The sequence below is a fragment of the Pseudomonas sivasensis genome, from assembly GCF_052938085.1.
Genome location: NZ_CP176442.1, coordinates 3,324,222 through 3,339,345, shown reverse-complemented (window position 1 = coordinate 3,339,345; position 15,124 = coordinate 3,324,222). Strand labels below are relative to the sequence as shown.

The window sequence follows — 15,124 nt, the reverse complement described above, 5'->3', positions numbered from 1 at the left end:
TGGCGATTGGCTTAGAAGTCGTAGGCCAGCTTGGTGTACCAGTAGCCGCCGCCGGGGTAGAACGGCGGGTTGCCGTAGGGCGCCAGGCCCAGGTTGCTGTAGACGGCGTGCCGGTCTGGGCGCACGTCGAAGATGTTGGTGCCGCCGATGCTCACGGTGATCTGGTCGACGAAGGTGTAGCTGACGTCGAGGTCGGTGATCCATTTGGCGCCGAAGCTGCGGTCGCCCGTGGGGTTGACCGCCAAGGTCTTGACCGCGCCGTAGCGGCTGGTTTGCAGGTTCACTGCCAGGTCCTCGACCTTCCAGTTGGCGCCCAGGATCCATTTGGTCTTGGGCGATGCTTCGGTCAGGTCGCCTTCGCGGTCGCGGCCTACCAGGGTGACGCCGGAGTTGGCCAGCGCACTCGGGGTATCGCGGTTGCCTTCGATAGTGGTTTTGTTCCAGTTGAAACCCAGGCTCCAGCGCACATCACCCCAGGCATCCAGCGGCGTGGTGTGGTCGGCGACCACGTCCAGGCCACGGGTGCGGGTATCGAAAGCGTTGGTGTAGTAGTTGACCCAAGTGCCGGATGGCACGCCTTGGGCGGTGAGGATGCCGTTGATCACGCCATTGCCTTGGTCGTAGATGTTGCTGGTCAAGGCGATACGGTCGTCGATGTCGATCAGGTACGCGTCAGCGGTGATGCTGGTGCGCGGTGCCGGTTGCCAGGTCAAGCCCAGCCCGAGGTTGCGTGATTTCTCCGGCTTGAGGTCATCGCCACCCAAGGCTTTGGCCAGGTTGCTGCCCGACGGGGTCAGGCGGGTGACGGCAGGCACCACGTTGCCGTTCACGTCTACGGCGACTCGGTTGTCGGCCACGGTGTAGCCGATCTGGGTCAGGGATGGCGCACGGAAACCGGTGCCGACGGTGCCGCGCACGGCCACGCTGTCGGTGAGTTCGTAGCGCGAGTTCACTTTCAGGCCGAAGGTGTTGCCTGAGTCGTCGTCGTAATGTTCGACACGCCCGGCGACGTCGAGAAACCAGCGCTCGGTCAGGTCAAAGCCTAAATCCAGGTAGCCGGCGTAGTTGTTGCGGATCAGGCTGACTTCATCTTCCGGGCGAATCGTCACCGCCGCCTGAGCGCCCGATGCCGCCGGGTAGGTCCCGGTGATATAGGCCTCGGGGTCGCCGGCGAACGTGCTGAAGTGTTCCCAGCGATGTTCCAGGCCGGCCGACACCTGCACCGGCGAAGTCAGGTTAAACAAACTGTCGTAGCGGCGAGTGAAGTCCAGGTTGTTGACCCACTGCTCAAAGCGGAAGGTGGCCAGGTTGTCGAATTTGGTCGGTGAGGCGGTGCCCAGGGACGGGTTGATGTTGAGGTCGCTGGAGTGGTGGACATTGTTGCGCCCGTAGGTGGTGCTCAGGTCCCAGTTCCATTCGGCCGCCTGGCCCTTGCCGCCGAATAGCAATTGATAGTCGCGGTCCTTGATGTTGTTCAAGGGGTAGTAACCGTCCGGGAACACCTCGGGCACGGCGGCGCGGCCGGTGGGCAGGCGGAAGTAGTTGGCCGCCTCGGCATCACGCTCGCCGTAGGTGGAGAACGAGTAGAGGGTCAGGTCTTCAAGGGGCAGTTCGGCGTTGTAGGCGAGGTTGAAGGCCTTGAGGTCCGGGTCGCCGTTCTTGATTGCCACACGGTCCCAGGCGGCTTCCTTGGCCGGATCGTTGAAGGCCCTCACGCTGCCGTCGGCCTTGTCGTTCCAAGAGGCTTCGCCGCGTTTGCGTGCATCGGCGGAGAGGTGGAAAAAGCCGCCGTCGCCCAGCTTGAAACCCTGGTCGCCGGCCACCTTGATGGTTTCGCCCTGGCCGGAGAATAACTGGCCGTAACTGGTTTCCAGGTGCCCGCCGCTGTTGCCGGTCTTGAGGATGATGTTGATCACCCCGGCCACCGCATCGGAACCGTACTGGGCGGCAGCGCTGTCTTTGAGCACTTCAATATGGTCCACCGAGCTGACCGGGATCAGGTCGATATCCACCGCATTCGCGCCGCTGTTGTCGATGGACCCGCGCTGACCGGTGGCGCCGTTGTGGCGACGTTTGCCGTTGACCAGCACCAGCGTGTAGGCCGGGCCGAGGCTGCGGTTACTCAGTGGGCGAGTCACCGAGTTGTAGCCGGCGATATTGGTGCCGAAGTTGAACGACGGCAGCAATTTGGCAATCGCTTCGGACAACTCGGCGCGACCGGTCTTGAGCAGTTGCTCGCTGTTGATCACATCGATCGGCGCCGGGCTGTCGGCCATGGTGCGCTCCTGGCCACGCAGGCCGGTGGAGATCACGGTGACGGTGCCGAGTTGGGCGTCTTCCGTCGCGGCTTCGGCGAAGGAGGGCGCAGTGGCGAGCAGCAGGGAACTGGTCAGCAGTGACAGGTGAAAGTTCTTGAGGGGCAGCGGGGAGGTGAGGTCTGGCATGTCGAGATCGGTCCATTTAGCCTGATAGCAGGCTCCTGGTGGTCGGGGGTACGTCCTCCGCCAGGTATGGGGTCGGTCTGTGAAGTGAAGATATTCCTATAAAAAACCCGAGGGAAAGTCTTTTTTGGAATAAGCTAATTATTAGATATTGTCATTATGTGGTTTTTTAAGATCATCTATTTTTATGATGTTGTGTCACGGGGGCGACGGGGCCGAGCCTGCATCAAGGCTGCACAGCCGGGCCCTTCAACTCGATTTGATTACCGTCCGGGTCATTGAAATAGAGCGACCAGCCTGTGCCCTCTGCGCCATAGCGCATCTCGGCTTTTTCAGCGGATATACCCGCGTCAGCCAAGTGGCCGAGAATGGCCTGCTCATCGAACGGCTCGACCCGCAGGCAAACGTGATCGACGTTGTGCCCTTGCTTGCCCGCCGGCTTCCCGCCTTGGCGTCCGATGGAGCCATTCACGTCCACCAAGTCGATCATGGATGCCCCAGCGCTCAGGTGAATCAGGCCCAGGTCTTCCCGGCGCTTTTTGACCTCACATCCCAGCACCGAGGTATAGAAAGCCAGGCTGCGCTCGATGTTCTGCACCCGCAGAACCACATGGTCGAGGCGTTGAATTGAAAAATTGCGCATAACCACCACTCCTGTTTGAGCCTTGATTTTAGTTCCCGGGCAGTGTGTGTGACGGGTGATTTGAGGTCAAAAGCAATAGCGCGACGGTCTTGGAGCGGCCGGTTGCTCACCCACATCAAGCCCAGCCCGCTTGCACCCGGAAAAAATAGATAATATGTTAACGGTATAACTATAAATAACCTGTGGGAGCGAGGATATGCCTGCCTTGTTGAGCACTCGTGAGGCGTTCGCCAACTGGAACCGCGACTTGCGTACGGTGTGCGGTAATTTCAGCACAGCCCTGTCCGAACAGCACACACTGTTTATCGGCAGCGTCCACGGTCAGGATGTGTGCGGCCTGGAGTTGGCCCATATTCGCACCAATGCAGGATTGATCAGCCGCCATCGCACCTCGGGTGACGGCGATGACGATCGTCACTGTTTTCTCATTCTTCAGAGCAGCGGCCACCAGCGCATCCGCGGGCAAAATCAGGTGATTGAGTTAGGGCCTGAAGACATCGCCCTGGTGGACTCGGCCCAGGCCTTCGACATAGAGCCGCGAGGGCTGGTGCAGAATATCTCGATTCACCTGTCACGCCAGGAAGTCAGCCATCAGCTTGGCCCGCAACCGCTGTTTGGCAAGCTCGCGCGCAACAGTGTCGCCACTCACATGATTCGCGCTCTGGTGCGTTCGTTGGGTGACGTTGCGTTGAGCGGTGACTCCGGCGGCAGGAGCGATGGGCCCGCGCTGGAACATGCATTAATCCGGTTGGCTGTCGCTGGCCTGGATGAACGCACCGACGGGCAGCCCGCCTTTGCCTGCGTGGGTCATGATGATCTGTATGGCTTGGCCACCCGCCTGGTTGAGTCTTCCCTGCAAGAGGCTGAGTTGGGCCCTGACTATCTGGCGCGGCAGTTGAACGTCTCGGTCCGCCAGCTCTATCGGTTGTTCGAGCAGCGCCACGAAAGCATCTCTCGCTACATTCAGCAGCGCCGCCTGGAGCGGGTGGCCCAGGATCTGCGCTGCCAGGATCTGCGCCATGAATCCATCACTCAGATCGCCTTTAAATGGGGTTTTGTCGACGCCGCGCATTTCAGCCGCGCGTTCAAGCGTCATTTTCAGCACGCCCCTCGGGATTTTCGCCAGCACGCTACGTAAGTGCGCGCCTGGCAGAGAATGCCAAGCGCTTTGGCAGCGTCAGTCAAGTCGAGCAGCGCGCCAAGTCCTCTAATAAGCTTGCCTGGGCTGGGGGTGACACCGAGCCGCTTATCGCTGGAGAAAAATAATAATGAGATCACGCAGCCTGTTGCCAGGCATTCCCTTACTGATGGCTACGTTCTGCTCTGTTGTGTGGGCGGGCCCGGCGCAGGTCGATGGCCAGCGAATCATCGCGGCCGACCAGGAGCCCGGCAATTGGATGAGCCACGGTCGCACCTATGACGAGCAGCGTTACAGCCCACTGGACAGCGTCAATGCCGGCAACGTCGCACAGCTGGGCTTGGCGTGGACGACCAAGCTGGATATCGACAGCGGCACCGAGGCCACGCCGCTGGTGGTCGATGGTGTGATGTACACCACCGGCGCCTTCAGCATCGTGTATGCCATCAATGCCGCCACCGGTGATTTGCTGTGGAAATACGACCCGAAAGTGCCCGCCGAAAACCTAAGCCAGGGGTGTTGTGGGCCGGTCAACCGGGGCGTTGCGGTGTGGCAGGGCAAAGTCTATGTGGGCAGTTTCGATGGACGCTTGATCGCCCTGGATGCGGCTAATGGTCAGCCGGTGTGGAGCGTCGATACCATTATCGATCGCACAAAAAGCTATTCGATTACCGGCGCGCCCCGCATCGTCAAGGGCAAGGTGCTGATCGGCAATGGCGGCGCCGAGTTCGGCGTGCGCGGTTACGTTACGGCCTACGATGCCGACACCGGTAAACAGGTATGGCGCTTTTATACGGTGCCGGGTGACCCCAAGCTGCCAGCGGAAAACCCCGCCATGGCCAAGGCCATGAAAACCTGGGATGGCGACGGCTGGGTGAAGTGGGGCGGTGGCGGCACGGTCTGGGACTCCATGGCCTACGATCCGCAGCTTGATCTTCTCTATGTGGGCACCGGCAATGGCTCACCCTGGAACTACCAGTTCCGCACCAATGGCAAAGGTGACAACCTGTACGTGTCGTCGATTCTGGCACTGCGCCCAGAGACCGGCGAATACGTGTGGCACTACCAGATCACGCCGCAGGACCAGTGGGATTTCACGGCGACCCAACACATGATCCTGGCCGATATCAAGATCGACGGCAGCCTGCGCAAAGTGATCATGCAGGCGCCGAAGAGCGGGTTTTTCTATGTCCTCGATCGCACCAACGGGCAATTGCTCTCGGCGAAGAATTTCGTCCCGGTCAACTGGGCCAGCGGTATCGATCTGAAAACCGGGCGTCCGATCCTCACCGGCGCGGCCGACTATTCCAAGGAGCCGAAAGTGGTGCAGCCGAGTTTCCTCGGCGGGCACAACTGGCACCCGATGTCGTTCAGCCCCAAGACCGGTTACGTCTACATCCCGGCCCAATACACCCTGGCCGAACTGAAAGCGGCCAAGGCGCCGATGTTCTTATCGAACAAGTCCGTGGTGAACTTCGGCCTGGATGTGCCGGACCTGCCTGAGGACCCGAAAATCCTGAATAAAATCCGCGACGCCTGGAGCGGCGAACTGATCGCCTGGGACCCGGTAAAACAGAAAGCCGCCTGGAAGCAACCGTACATCAGCGCCGGCAACGGCGGCACGTTGGCCACGGCGGGTAACCTGGTGTTCCAGGGCACCGCCGATGGGCGCGTCGTCGCCTACCGCGCCGACACCGGCAAGCCGCTATGGGAGCATCGAGCCAATTCAGGAGTAATGGCCGGGCCCGTCACCTACACCGTCAATGGCGAGCAATATGTGGCGTTCTCTGTGGGGTGGGGCGGCATCATTCCTTTGCTGACCGGCCCATTGACCAACAAAGGCAAGGTGCGAGCAGAGTCGCGGGTGATCGCCTTCAAACTGGGTGCGCACGGGGAATTGCCTGCGCCGAAAGCTGCACCCGTCATGCCGACGACCCATCAGGCACTCACTGCAACCCCCGAGCAACTGACCCAGGCGCGCGGCCTGTTCAATGGATTGTGTGCCGGTTGCCATGGCCTCAATGCTATCAGCGGCGGTGTGGTGCCAGACCTGCGTTACCTGGATGACAACAAGCACGCGGCGTTTCCCGCCTTTCTCAGCGGGGCGCTGATCAATGGAGGGATGCCGAATTTTTCTGACATCCTTCAGCGCGAAGACATGGAATTGATCCGTCAATACCTCGTCAAGCGGACCCAGGATCTGCAAGCCGATCTCAAGGCTGGCGGACACACCACCGCGCACTGATTCCAATCCGTTTCACCTAAGCCTGGCGACTCCCCACAGAGTCGTCATGGCGAAGCTCTGCCTCCAATAAAAATAACGGGACCCGCCATGAAAATACTTAGCACTCTGACGTTCAGCGCATTGTTTGCCAGTCTGGCGCCCTTGGCCCAGGCCGATGTCAAACCCGACCCCGGCGACTACACCGCGCTGCCCCAAGGCACCGATGTGGTGGTGCTGTACCAGCAGAATCCGCGAGGGGACAAGGTGTATTCCGGCGGCAAGAAAGTCGCCGACAACCTCGACCTCGACCTGACTGTCGGCGTGTTGCGATTGATCCACTTCACCGAGTTCTTCAACACAGGCTTGACCTGGGATCCACAGATTGTGATCCCCTTCGGTTATCAGAAGATCGGCGCCACCGACAGCAAAAACTCTGGGCTGGGGGATATCACCTTCGGTGGAACGGTATGGACCATCGCAGACCTTGCCAGAAATGAACACCTGGGCTGGTCAGTGTTCGTCACGGCACCCACCGGCAGCGATAAAAACCAGGGTTTTGCGTTGAGCGATAACCGCTGGGCCTTGGACTTTCAAGTCGGCTACATCAAGGGACTCACCGATAAAATCACCTGGGACGTGATCGCTGAAACGGAGTTCTACGACAAGCAGCGCGCCACCGACGCCGAAAAAGCGCCGCTATTCCAGTTGCACAACCATTTACGCTACAACTTCACCCCGGACACTTACGCCGCGATTTCGTATCGACATAACTGGGGCGCGCGCCAGACGCTTGACCATGAAACCCTCGCCACCAGCCGCAGTAACGGCACGCTCGGTTTCACTGTCGCCACGATGCTGGGCAAGCAAGTGCAGGTGATGGGGCAGCTCATGCATGACACCTCGGTGCGCGAGGGCGTGAAGATCGATAATTCGCTGCAGTTTCGCGTGGCGTACTTCTACTGACGGCAAGGTGATCGGCGGCCCCTGGCCTGGAAAAGCTTTTGATCGGTTAAATCTTTTATTGACTAAAGAATATTTGCCGGTTAATTATTGCTTCGCATCTGCTCGCATGCAGAGTCATTTCCAGGGTTACACCATGGGTCAGAAAATCACGCCGTCATTGGCCAGCCTGTATGTCCAGACTGACGAGGCGTTGTCCAAGCCTCGCCTCGCACCTTTACTCATGCAGGGCTTCCCGTCAGAGCCCGAACGCCGCGTTACGTGGGACAACTGGATGCGTTCGCCCTTCAGTCAATGGGGGTTTCGCAACCTCGCACGACTGCGTCCCACCATCGACGTGCAGGCGGGCGCAGCACCTGCCAGCCCGCTCAAGGTTGCCCCGACAGCCTTGGATTCGCTGTATTTCAACAGCGAATGCGGGCTGAGCATCAGCGTTATCGATCACCTTGTGGCCAGCCAGACCGACGGGTTCCTGGTGATGCAGGGCGATACGGTGTTGTTCGAGCGTTACTTCAACGGACAGCGCGCCGGTGATCGACACATCATGTTTTCGGTGACCAAGTCGTTGATTGGGACGTTGGGTGAGCAACTGGTCACCGAGGGCGTGCTCAGACCTGAGTTGCTCGCTGCGTATTACGTCCCCGAGCTGGCCGGCAGTGCGTTTGGCGATGCCACGGTGCGTCAGTTGTTCGACATGGCGGTGGGCATCGACTACAGCGAGGTCTACGACGATCCCAACTCAGAGAGTTCGCAGTACGGTTATGCCTGCGGCTTTCAACCGGCTCCGGCGGCTTACGCGCAATTCGCATCCCTGTACCAGTACTTGCCATCCCTCAAGAAACGCGGCAGCCATGGCGGATTTTTCCATTATGTGACCGCGACCACCGAAGCCTTGGCATGGGTTATGGAACGTGCGTCGGGCAAGGCTTGCAGTCAGATGCTGGAGACGATCTGGGAGCGCCTGGGTTGCGACCGTGACGGCTACTTCATGGCCGACGCCTGGGGACGCAATGTGGCGGGCGCAGGCTTCAGCGCCACCTTGAGGGACATGGCGCGTTTCGGTCGGCTGCTGGCCAACAATGGACGCCACGAAGGGCTTGAACTGCTGTCCCCTGCGACCGTCTCCCGGATCGCCGCCGGTTCCGATCCGGCGATCTACGCGCAAAATGACGAGTTTTCCAGCTGGACGCCGGGTGCGTCCTATCGCAGCCAGTGGTACGTGTTCAACGATCACAGCCAGGCACTGATGGCCGGCGGAATTCACGGCCAGTACCTGTTCATCGACAAGCCGTCCGGCGTAGTGATCGTCAAGCAATCGTCCCTGACGGAAGCGGTCGGCCCGTTCGATGCCGACAGCGTGCGGATGCTGCGTGCCATTGCGGCCCACCTGAATCCCTGACACACGCCCAACAATAAGAGTCTTGCGTTCTATTCACCTGGCCCCGGCCAGGTGTTGGCGGCGCGCTGCGTCGCCATTGACTGCCCTGTAACAACAATAATTCCACAGGAGCTTCTTATGGTTTTCACCAAGCGTTTCTCACGAGCGCTCTTAGCGGTCGGCTTACCCCTGACCACCCACGTCGCGTTGGCGGGCTACACCTTTGAGGACGGCAATCTCAAGGGCGAAGTCAACTTCACGGCGGGTGGTGGGACGCTGTTTACCCGTGGCGTTAACTTTGGCAGTGGCCAGGTTGATGCACGCAGCGGTAAAAACGGCGGCGCGAACATCAACTGGCAAGAGCTCTACATCAAGCCCGGCGTCAAACTCGACTACGCGCTGCAGCCCGATTTCAGCCTGCTGGCGGGCGGCTCCTTGGTGGCTGCCAGCACGTTCGGCGATGGCGATGCGGGCGGCTTCACCCGCAGCTCCGACGGTAAAGCCGCGTTTGAAGAGCTCTACGCTGGTTTTCGGGCCGGCGAGTGGACCTTCACAGCAGGCCGCCAGAACTACATGATCGGCACCGGGTTCATCGTCATGGACGGCAACCTCGACCAGTACAAAGACGCCGCCTACTGGCTGGGCCCTCGAACCGCATTCAAGGATTCGGCGGTCCTGGCCTGGAACCATGGCGCACTCAAATCCCAGGCATTCACCTTGCGCACCGATGACGATTTGGGCGACTTCCGCATGACTGGCGTCAACCTCGATTACAACGTCGATGACCAGGTGACCCTGGGGGCGATGGCCATGAAGGTCCATGCCCTGGGGCCCAGAGGCAGCACATTCCCGCGTCTTCGTGACGGGATGCAGGTCTACAACATCAGGGCGCTCAACGCCACGGTGCCCGGTGTGCAGGCACTGACGCTGAACGCCGAATACGCCATTGAGCGCGGCAGCGGCGAGGGTGCCGACTACGATGCCAACGCTTGGTATGGCCAGGCCGACTATGCCTTCAGCACGCTGCCGCTGACACCGATCATCGGCTACCGCTACGCGAGTTTTTCCGGTGACGACAACCTCACCGACAACCGCCAGAAAGCCTGGGACCCGCTGAGCAAAGGCTTTGTCGACTGGAGCACGTGGCTTATCGGCGACGTGGTCGGTAACTACCTGCTGTTCAACAGCAACGAAAAGGTCCAGCAGTTCTCGCTCAAGACCCACCTCAGCGACACCGTGACCCTCGGCACGATTCACTATCAGTTCTGGCTGGACGAGAAGAACTACCTGGGCGCGGCGGTCAGTGACCGGCGTTTTGCCGATGAGAGCGTGGTTTTCCTCGACTGGACGCCCACGCCGTCGTTCTATACATCGCTGTCCTACAACTGGGTCAAGCCACTGGCCGCTGCCAAGCAAGTCTTTGGCGATGACCAGAGGTTCAGCGCGCTGGAATTGTATTTCACCTATCGCTACTAAGTGCCGCGAGCCATCGTGGCCGCGCTGGAGTGTTTAATCATGAACAGGTTTTTGCGTCACACCTTGCTGGGTACTGTCGCCTCCCTTCTGATCAGTGGCTTTTGCCTGGCGGAAGAACGGACCGTACGGATCTACAACTGGATCGAATACCTGCCGCCGGAAGTGCTCAAGAGCTTCCAGGAAGAAACCGGTATTCGCCCGATTTATGACGTGTTCGACAGCGCCGAAACCATGGAGTCCAAGCTGCTGACGGGCAACTCCGGGTACGACGTGGTCTTCCCCGGCACTGCCAACCTGGGGCACCTGATCACCGCCGGTGCCGTCCAGCCCCTGGATCGCAAGCAGTTGCCGAACTGGGAGCACCTGGACCCGCAATTCATGCAGTCCCTGGAAGCAGTGGGTGACACTGGCAATCGCTACGCCGCACCTTACCTGTGGGGCACCACGCTGATCGGCTACAACGTCGACAAGGTGCGCAAGGCCCTGGGGCCCGACGTAAAGATTGACACCTGGGACATCATCTTCAAGGAAGAAAACCTCGCCAAACTCGCCACTTGCGGCGTGGGTTTCCTCGACGCAGGCAACGAAATCGTGCCCATCGCCTTGCACTACAAGGGCCTGGACCCCAACAGCCAGAAGCGCGAGGACTATGCGCAGGCCCAGGCGGCGATGATGAAAATCCGTCCCTACATCACCTATTTCAACTCATCGCGCTACGGCATGGACCTGGCCAACGGTGATATCTGCGTCGGCGTGGGCTGGTCCGGTGGTGTCGCGCTGGCCAAGCAATTGGCGGATGCCGCCGGCAAGGGCGTCAAGGTCGAGATGGCCTTGCCCAAGGAAGGCGCGCCGATGTGGTCGGACGTGATGATGATCCCGGCCAATGCCCCCGACGTGGCCGAGGCCCATGCGTTCATCAATTACATCCTGCGTCCGGAAGTGATTGCCCGCATCAGCAACAAGATCGGCTACCCCAACCCGAACAAGGACGCCACTGCACTGGTAGACGCCAATATCCGCGACAACCCCAACATGTATGTGCCGGAGCAAGTGCGTAAGACGTTGTTTGCCCTGGAGCCGATTCCGCCTGCGATCGAGCGAATCCGTACGCGCACCTGGACCAACATCAAGACCAACCGCTGATCCCCTGCGACCCGGTGCGTGCGCGCCGGGTTTGGAGTTGTGCCATGAGTGAGCATTTGGACTTGATGGACGTTGCGCCTAATTTGCAGCGCGTGCTGACGTTGCGCGTGGCCATAGGGCGTGGGGTGATGCTGGGCGACAGTGTTGACGGTTTGCGCTGCAACTACCCGATTGTGGGGGGGGATTTCGAGGGGGTAGGTATTCGCGGTCAGGTGCTGGCGGGCGGCGAGGATTTGTTTGTTCTGCGCCCGGATGGGCTGGGTCAACTGGACGCTCGCTATAGCCTCAGGACTGATCAGGGAGAGCTGATTAATCTGCGTAATCGGGGGGTTCTGAACATGACGGAGTATGGGCGTCAGTTGGAGCGTGAGGGGCAGTGGCCGATTCCCGAGACGGAGTATCGGTGTACCTGCACGCCGGTGTTTCAGGTGCCGAAGGGGCGGTTGGATTGGCTTGGGCGTGCGAGTTTTATTGGGTTGGTGCATTACCCCAGTGCTGATCAGGTGGTGGTTCGGTGTTATCGGTTTTACTGAGGGCGTTTGGTGCAGTGATGTGCGGGCTCTGTCCGGGGTACCGAGTTCGAGCGCGATGGCGGTTTGTCGGTGTACATATCCGTTATTGGGGTAACGGCGGCTATGGGTTCCGCTCTTACAGCGGGTCACTTTTTGAAGAGCGCAAAAAGTAACCAAAAACGCTTCGCCCCAACACTCGGCACCTCGCCTAGGCTCGGTGTGCCCTCACTCCGGCTTGAATCCGTGGGCCGCCGCGATGGGCCATCCATGGCCCAGCGCGGCTAACCCGGCGTCCTGCCGGGTTACCCACGGATTCAAGCCTGCGTTCGGCCAGCGTGTTTGATGGGGCGCCTGAGATCAAGATCAAAAGCGCAGATCAAAAGACCGCTGACTTCGTCAGCGAAAAGGATGTAAGGGCCGGATCAAAAGCAGGGCAAAAGCAGAGCAAAAGCAGAGCAAAAAGCAGACTGAGACCTATCTGTCTGATCTATGGAGATCAAACTGTGGGAGGGGGCTTGCTCCCGATGGCGGTGTGTCAGCCAACAGAGCTGTAACTGACCCACCGCCATCGGGAGCAAGCCCCCTCCCACACGGTTACCTGAGGACACGAGACAAAAACCCGGCCGGCTCTAAGGCCGTTGCGCACCCCAGCGCGGGACAAGCCCGCTCACCACAGAGTGAGGCGTCAACCTGTAAGAATCGTGCAGATAACCATGCTCATGGGGGCAACCCCTCAGTCAGGCCTGCATGCCATAAAACACCAGCTCCGTAATACGTCTGACCTGCGTGGAGTGCGCTTCTATATCCGGGTGTTCCTGATTCACCAGTCTGAACAGTTGCAGGTGTGAGTAATCGTTCAGTAAAAACGCAGCCATTTCCACGTCCAGTTGCGGGCGTAGCTTGCCGGCCAGTTGCAGTTCGCGCAGCAGTTGGCTGATCTCAGCCCTGAGTGCGTCGTTCATCGCGCGATAGCCGGCGGGGAGTTCGTTGGTGCCGCCGAACAGGATCAGTGGCAGCAATTCCCGCCACAGGCTGGGGTGCATGACTTCCAGGGCGTAGCCGGTCAGCAGCCGTTCAAGGTGGCACAGCGCGTCAACCGGATCTTCGATTTCCTGGATCAGGCGGCGAGTGTCGGTGATCGCGCGTTGATCGGCGTGGTGCAGGATTTCCAGAATGATTTCCTGTTTGTTGCCGAAATACTTGAACACCGTGGGCGCCGATACGCCAGCCTGGCTAGCGATCTGTTCGATGGTGGTGTTCTGGAAACCCTGGCGCTCAAACAGTTCGATGGCCGCCTTGCTGATGGCTTGTCGGCGTTCGGCTTTCTGACGTTCACGCAGTCCGGTCACGGGTGCTCCTGGTCACGATTCAAAGGGGGCTCGGTACCCGTGCAAAATACTTAATCGGATAAAACATTTAAAGCACTCATTTTCAGGCAATCCCTTCAAGGCTGTTGCCGCTGGTGCTTCTTCAACCGATAGGCAAACTGAGCACGGCTAAGCCCCACGAGTCTGGCGGCGGCGGCGAGGTTGCCGGCGTTCTGTTGCAGCGCTTCGGTGATCAGGCGTGATTCAAGGCCCTCGATGGAAAACCCCTGGTCCAACTGCCCAAGGGTGTCCAGCAGTGCTGGTCGCTGCAAAGGTGCGGTGTTTGACAGGCTGCCATGGTCGTCCAGGCCGTACGGATCCGCCGGCAGTGGCTCGTTGCGAAACAGGTGCACCAAGTCGATGGCCTGGCCTTCGTCGCTGGCGATCAGGCCGCGTTCGATCAGGTTTTGCAGTTCGCGCACGTTCCCTGCGAAGTCGTAGCGCAGCAGGACTTTCAGGGCGCGCATGGTCAGGCCTACGGGTGTACGGGCGTACTCCTGGCAGAAGCGGGTGAGGAACGCGTTGATCAACAGCGGGATATCATCGCGGCGTTCACGCAACGGCGGCAGGGCGATGGGGTAGACATTCAGCCGGTAGAACAGGTCTTCGCGAAAGGTGCCGTCAGCCACCGCTTTGCGCAGATCGATATTGGTGGCGGCCACTACCCGCACATCCACCGTGATGCCGCGTATGCCTCCGACGCGTTCGATCTCGCGCTCCTGCAACGCCCGCAGCAGTTTGCTTTGACCGGCCAGGCTGAGGCTGGTGATTTCATCCAGAAACAACGTGCCGCCCTGGGCCCGTTCAAAACGCCCGGGCCGTGAGTGGGTGGCGCCGGTGTACGCGCCGCGTTCAACCCCGAAGAGTTCAGCCTCGATCAGGTTGTCCGGGATGGCCGCGCAATTGAGCGCCACGAACGGGCTGTCATGGCGACGGCTGAGTTGATGTAACTGGCGCGCAAACATTTCCTTGCCCACGCCGGACTCCCCGCTGATCAGCACGGTGGCGGGCGTCTGTGCGACGCGTTGCAGGGCCTGCATTGCTGCGTTGAACGCGGCACTGGCGCCCACCAAAGGTCGGGGCGCGCTGGTGCTGGCAAGGCGGTCTACCGGGCTGTGGCGCGCACAGGCGTCGGCGGTGTGGGTGACGGTCGAGGACACGTTCAGGTAGCGCAAGTCCTGCTCAACATCACCCCATTGTTCGGCGGTCTTGCCGATCACCCGGCAACTGCTGTGGCCCATGCCTCGGCACTCTACTTCGCGAAAGATCACCAGTTGCCCGAACAGACCACTGACAAAACCGATGGCGTAGCCGGTCTCCGTCCAGCACACAGGGTCCTGGCCGATGCCGTAGGCGCCCACATGCTCATCGGCCTCGCAGGAGTGGTGCCAGAGAAACTCGCCTTCATAAAAGCCCGAGTCGGCGTCGAACTTGAAATGTAGCGGCTCGACCTTGGTCATGCCTTCCAGGGTGTGCAGGTGCGTCCCGGCACGAAACACCGCAGCGGCATCAGCGTTTGGCCAGCGCTCGCGGATCAGCCGGGCATCCCGCGCTCCGGAGGCATAGCCGGTACGGGTGAACAGACCGCGCGCCTGCTCCAGCCCCAGACGCTCGATGACTTCCCTGCGCAGGGCGCCGAACGAGGAACTGTGCAGCAGCAGCATGCGTTGGTCGTTGAGCCAGATCCTTCCGTCTTCGGGAGAAAAAAACAGGCAGTCGGTCAGTTCCGCAGGCGTCGGCGAGCTGCTGTCGCTGAGGTGGCGACTGTCGCCGCGCGGATGATAGGGCGCGGTGGCTGGCGCGCTGTGGGGGTTAGTCATTGTTATGCCCCTGCAAAGCGAA

The 15,124-nt window shown here is 60.3% G+C and carries 11 protein-coding genes; 7 read left to right on the top strand and 4 right to left on the bottom strand.

The window, feature by feature from the left end; all coding sequences use genetic code 11:
* Window positions 1-11 precede the first annotated feature (11 nt).
* Both ACKZ62_RS15415 and ACKZ62_RS15410 read right to left on the bottom strand, forming a co-directional pair.
* Window positions 12-2,444 (bottom strand): TonB-dependent receptor plug domain-containing protein, encoded by a 2,433-nt coding sequence (locus tag ACKZ62_RS15415; RefSeq protein WP_447095485.1) that lies wholly within the window; start codon window positions 2,442-2,444, stop codon window positions 12-14.
* 223 nt (window positions 2,445-2,667) lie between these two features.
* A complete protein-coding gene (locus ACKZ62_RS15410; RefSeq protein WP_447095484.1) occupies window positions 2,668-3,084 on the bottom strand; it encodes a VOC family protein in 417 nt (138 codons plus the stop codon).
* A 196-nt stretch (window positions 3,085-3,280) separates the two neighbouring features.
* Between ACKZ62_RS15410 and feaR the strand changes: the two genes are divergently transcribed.
* The 7 genes from feaR to ACKZ62_RS15375 all read left to right on the top strand — a co-directional run bounded on the left by feaR (window position 3,281) and on the right by ACKZ62_RS15375 (window position 11,936).
* On the top strand, window positions 3,281-4,222 hold the full coding sequence (gene feaR, locus ACKZ62_RS15405) for a transcriptional regulator FeaR (protein WP_447095483.1): 942 nt from the start codon (window positions 3,281-3,283) through the stop codon (window positions 4,220-4,222).
* A 130-nt stretch (window positions 4,223-4,352) separates the two neighbouring features.
* Window positions 4,353-6,467 carry a PQQ-dependent dehydrogenase, methanol/ethanol family gene (locus ACKZ62_RS15400; protein WP_447095482.1) on the top strand — a complete coding sequence of 705 codons (2,115 nt, stop codon included), beginning with the start codon at window positions 4,353-4,355 and terminating at the stop codon, window positions 6,465-6,467.
* Window positions 6,468-6,554: 87 nt separating this feature from the next.
* Window positions 6,555-7,409, top strand: a complete 855-nt coding sequence (locus ACKZ62_RS15395) for a transporter (RefSeq protein WP_095184865.1) — start codon at window positions 6,555-6,557, stop codon at window positions 7,407-7,409.
* Between the two features lie 133 nt (window positions 7,410-7,542).
* Entirely contained in the window at window positions 7,543-8,805 is a 1,263-nt protein-coding gene (locus ACKZ62_RS15390; protein ID WP_099602628.1) for a serine hydrolase domain-containing protein, read from the top strand.
* 117 nt (window positions 8,806-8,922) lie between these two features.
* Window positions 8,923-10,260: an alginate export family protein gene (locus ACKZ62_RS15385; protein WP_447095481.1), complete on the top strand. Its 1,338-nt coding sequence runs from the start codon at window positions 8,923-8,925 to the stop codon at window positions 10,258-10,260.
* A 39-nt stretch (window positions 10,261-10,299) separates the two neighbouring features.
* A complete protein-coding gene (locus ACKZ62_RS15380; protein ID WP_122753234.1) occupies window positions 10,300-11,403 on the top strand; it encodes a polyamine ABC transporter substrate-binding protein in 1,104 nt (367 codons plus the stop codon).
* Window positions 11,404-11,447: 44 nt separating this feature from the next.
* Window positions 11,448-11,936: a DUF3237 domain-containing protein gene (locus tag ACKZ62_RS15375; protein ID WP_032891339.1), complete on the top strand. Its 489-nt coding sequence runs from the start codon at window positions 11,448-11,450 to the stop codon at window positions 11,934-11,936.
* A 716-nt stretch (window positions 11,937-12,652) separates the two neighbouring features.
* On the opposite strand, the gene ACKZ62_RS15370 is transcribed toward ACKZ62_RS15375, so the two are convergent.
* Together ACKZ62_RS15370 and ACKZ62_RS15365 are read right to left on the bottom strand one after the other, a co-directional pair.
* On the bottom strand, window positions 12,653-13,264 hold the full coding sequence (locus ACKZ62_RS15370) for a TetR/AcrR family transcriptional regulator (protein WP_032891341.1): 612 nt from the start codon (window positions 13,262-13,264) through the stop codon (window positions 12,653-12,655).
* Between the two features lie 95 nt (window positions 13,265-13,359).
* Complete coding sequence (locus ACKZ62_RS15365; RefSeq protein WP_032891343.1) at window positions 13,360-15,102, bottom strand: sigma-54-dependent Fis family transcriptional regulator; 1,743 nt, start codon at window positions 15,100-15,102, stop codon at window positions 13,360-13,362.
* Window positions 15,103-15,124 lie beyond the last annotated feature (22 nt).

Bases quoted from the DNA above. Each gene is read 5' to 3' on its own strand.
- feaR (WP_447095483.1), top strand. From the start codon at position 3,281: ATGCCTGCCTTGTTGAGCACTCGTGAGGCGTTCGCCAACTGGAACCGC.
- ACKZ62_RS15385 (WP_447095481.1), top strand. From the start codon at position 8,923: ATGGTTTTCACCAAGCGTTTCTCACGAGCGCTCTTAGCGGTCGGCTTA.
- ACKZ62_RS15400 (WP_447095482.1), top strand. From the start codon at position 4,353: ATGAGATCACGCAGCCTGTTGCCAGGCATTCCCTTACTGATGGCTACG.
- ACKZ62_RS15365 (WP_032891343.1), bottom strand. From the start codon at position 15,102: ATGACTAACCCCCACAGCGCGCCAGCCACCGCGCCCTATCATCCGCGC.
- ACKZ62_RS15395 (WP_095184865.1), top strand. From the start codon at position 6,555: ATGAAAATACTTAGCACTCTGACGTTCAGCGCATTGTTTGCCAGTCTG.
- ACKZ62_RS15415 (WP_447095485.1), bottom strand. From the start codon at position 2,444: ATGCCAGACCTCACCTCCCCGCTGCCCCTCAAGAACTTTCACCTGTCA.
- ACKZ62_RS15410 (WP_447095484.1), bottom strand. From the start codon at position 3,084: ATGCGCAATTTTTCAATTCAACGCCTCGACCATGTGGTTCTGCGGGTG.
- ACKZ62_RS15375 (WP_032891339.1), top strand. From the start codon at position 11,448: ATGAGTGAGCATTTGGACTTGATGGACGTTGCGCCTAATTTGCAGCGC.
- ACKZ62_RS15380 (WP_122753234.1), top strand. From the start codon at position 10,300: ATGAACAGGTTTTTGCGTCACACCTTGCTGGGTACTGTCGCCTCCCTT.
- ACKZ62_RS15390 (WP_099602628.1), top strand. From the start codon at position 7,543: ATGGGTCAGAAAATCACGCCGTCATTGGCCAGCCTGTATGTCCAGACT.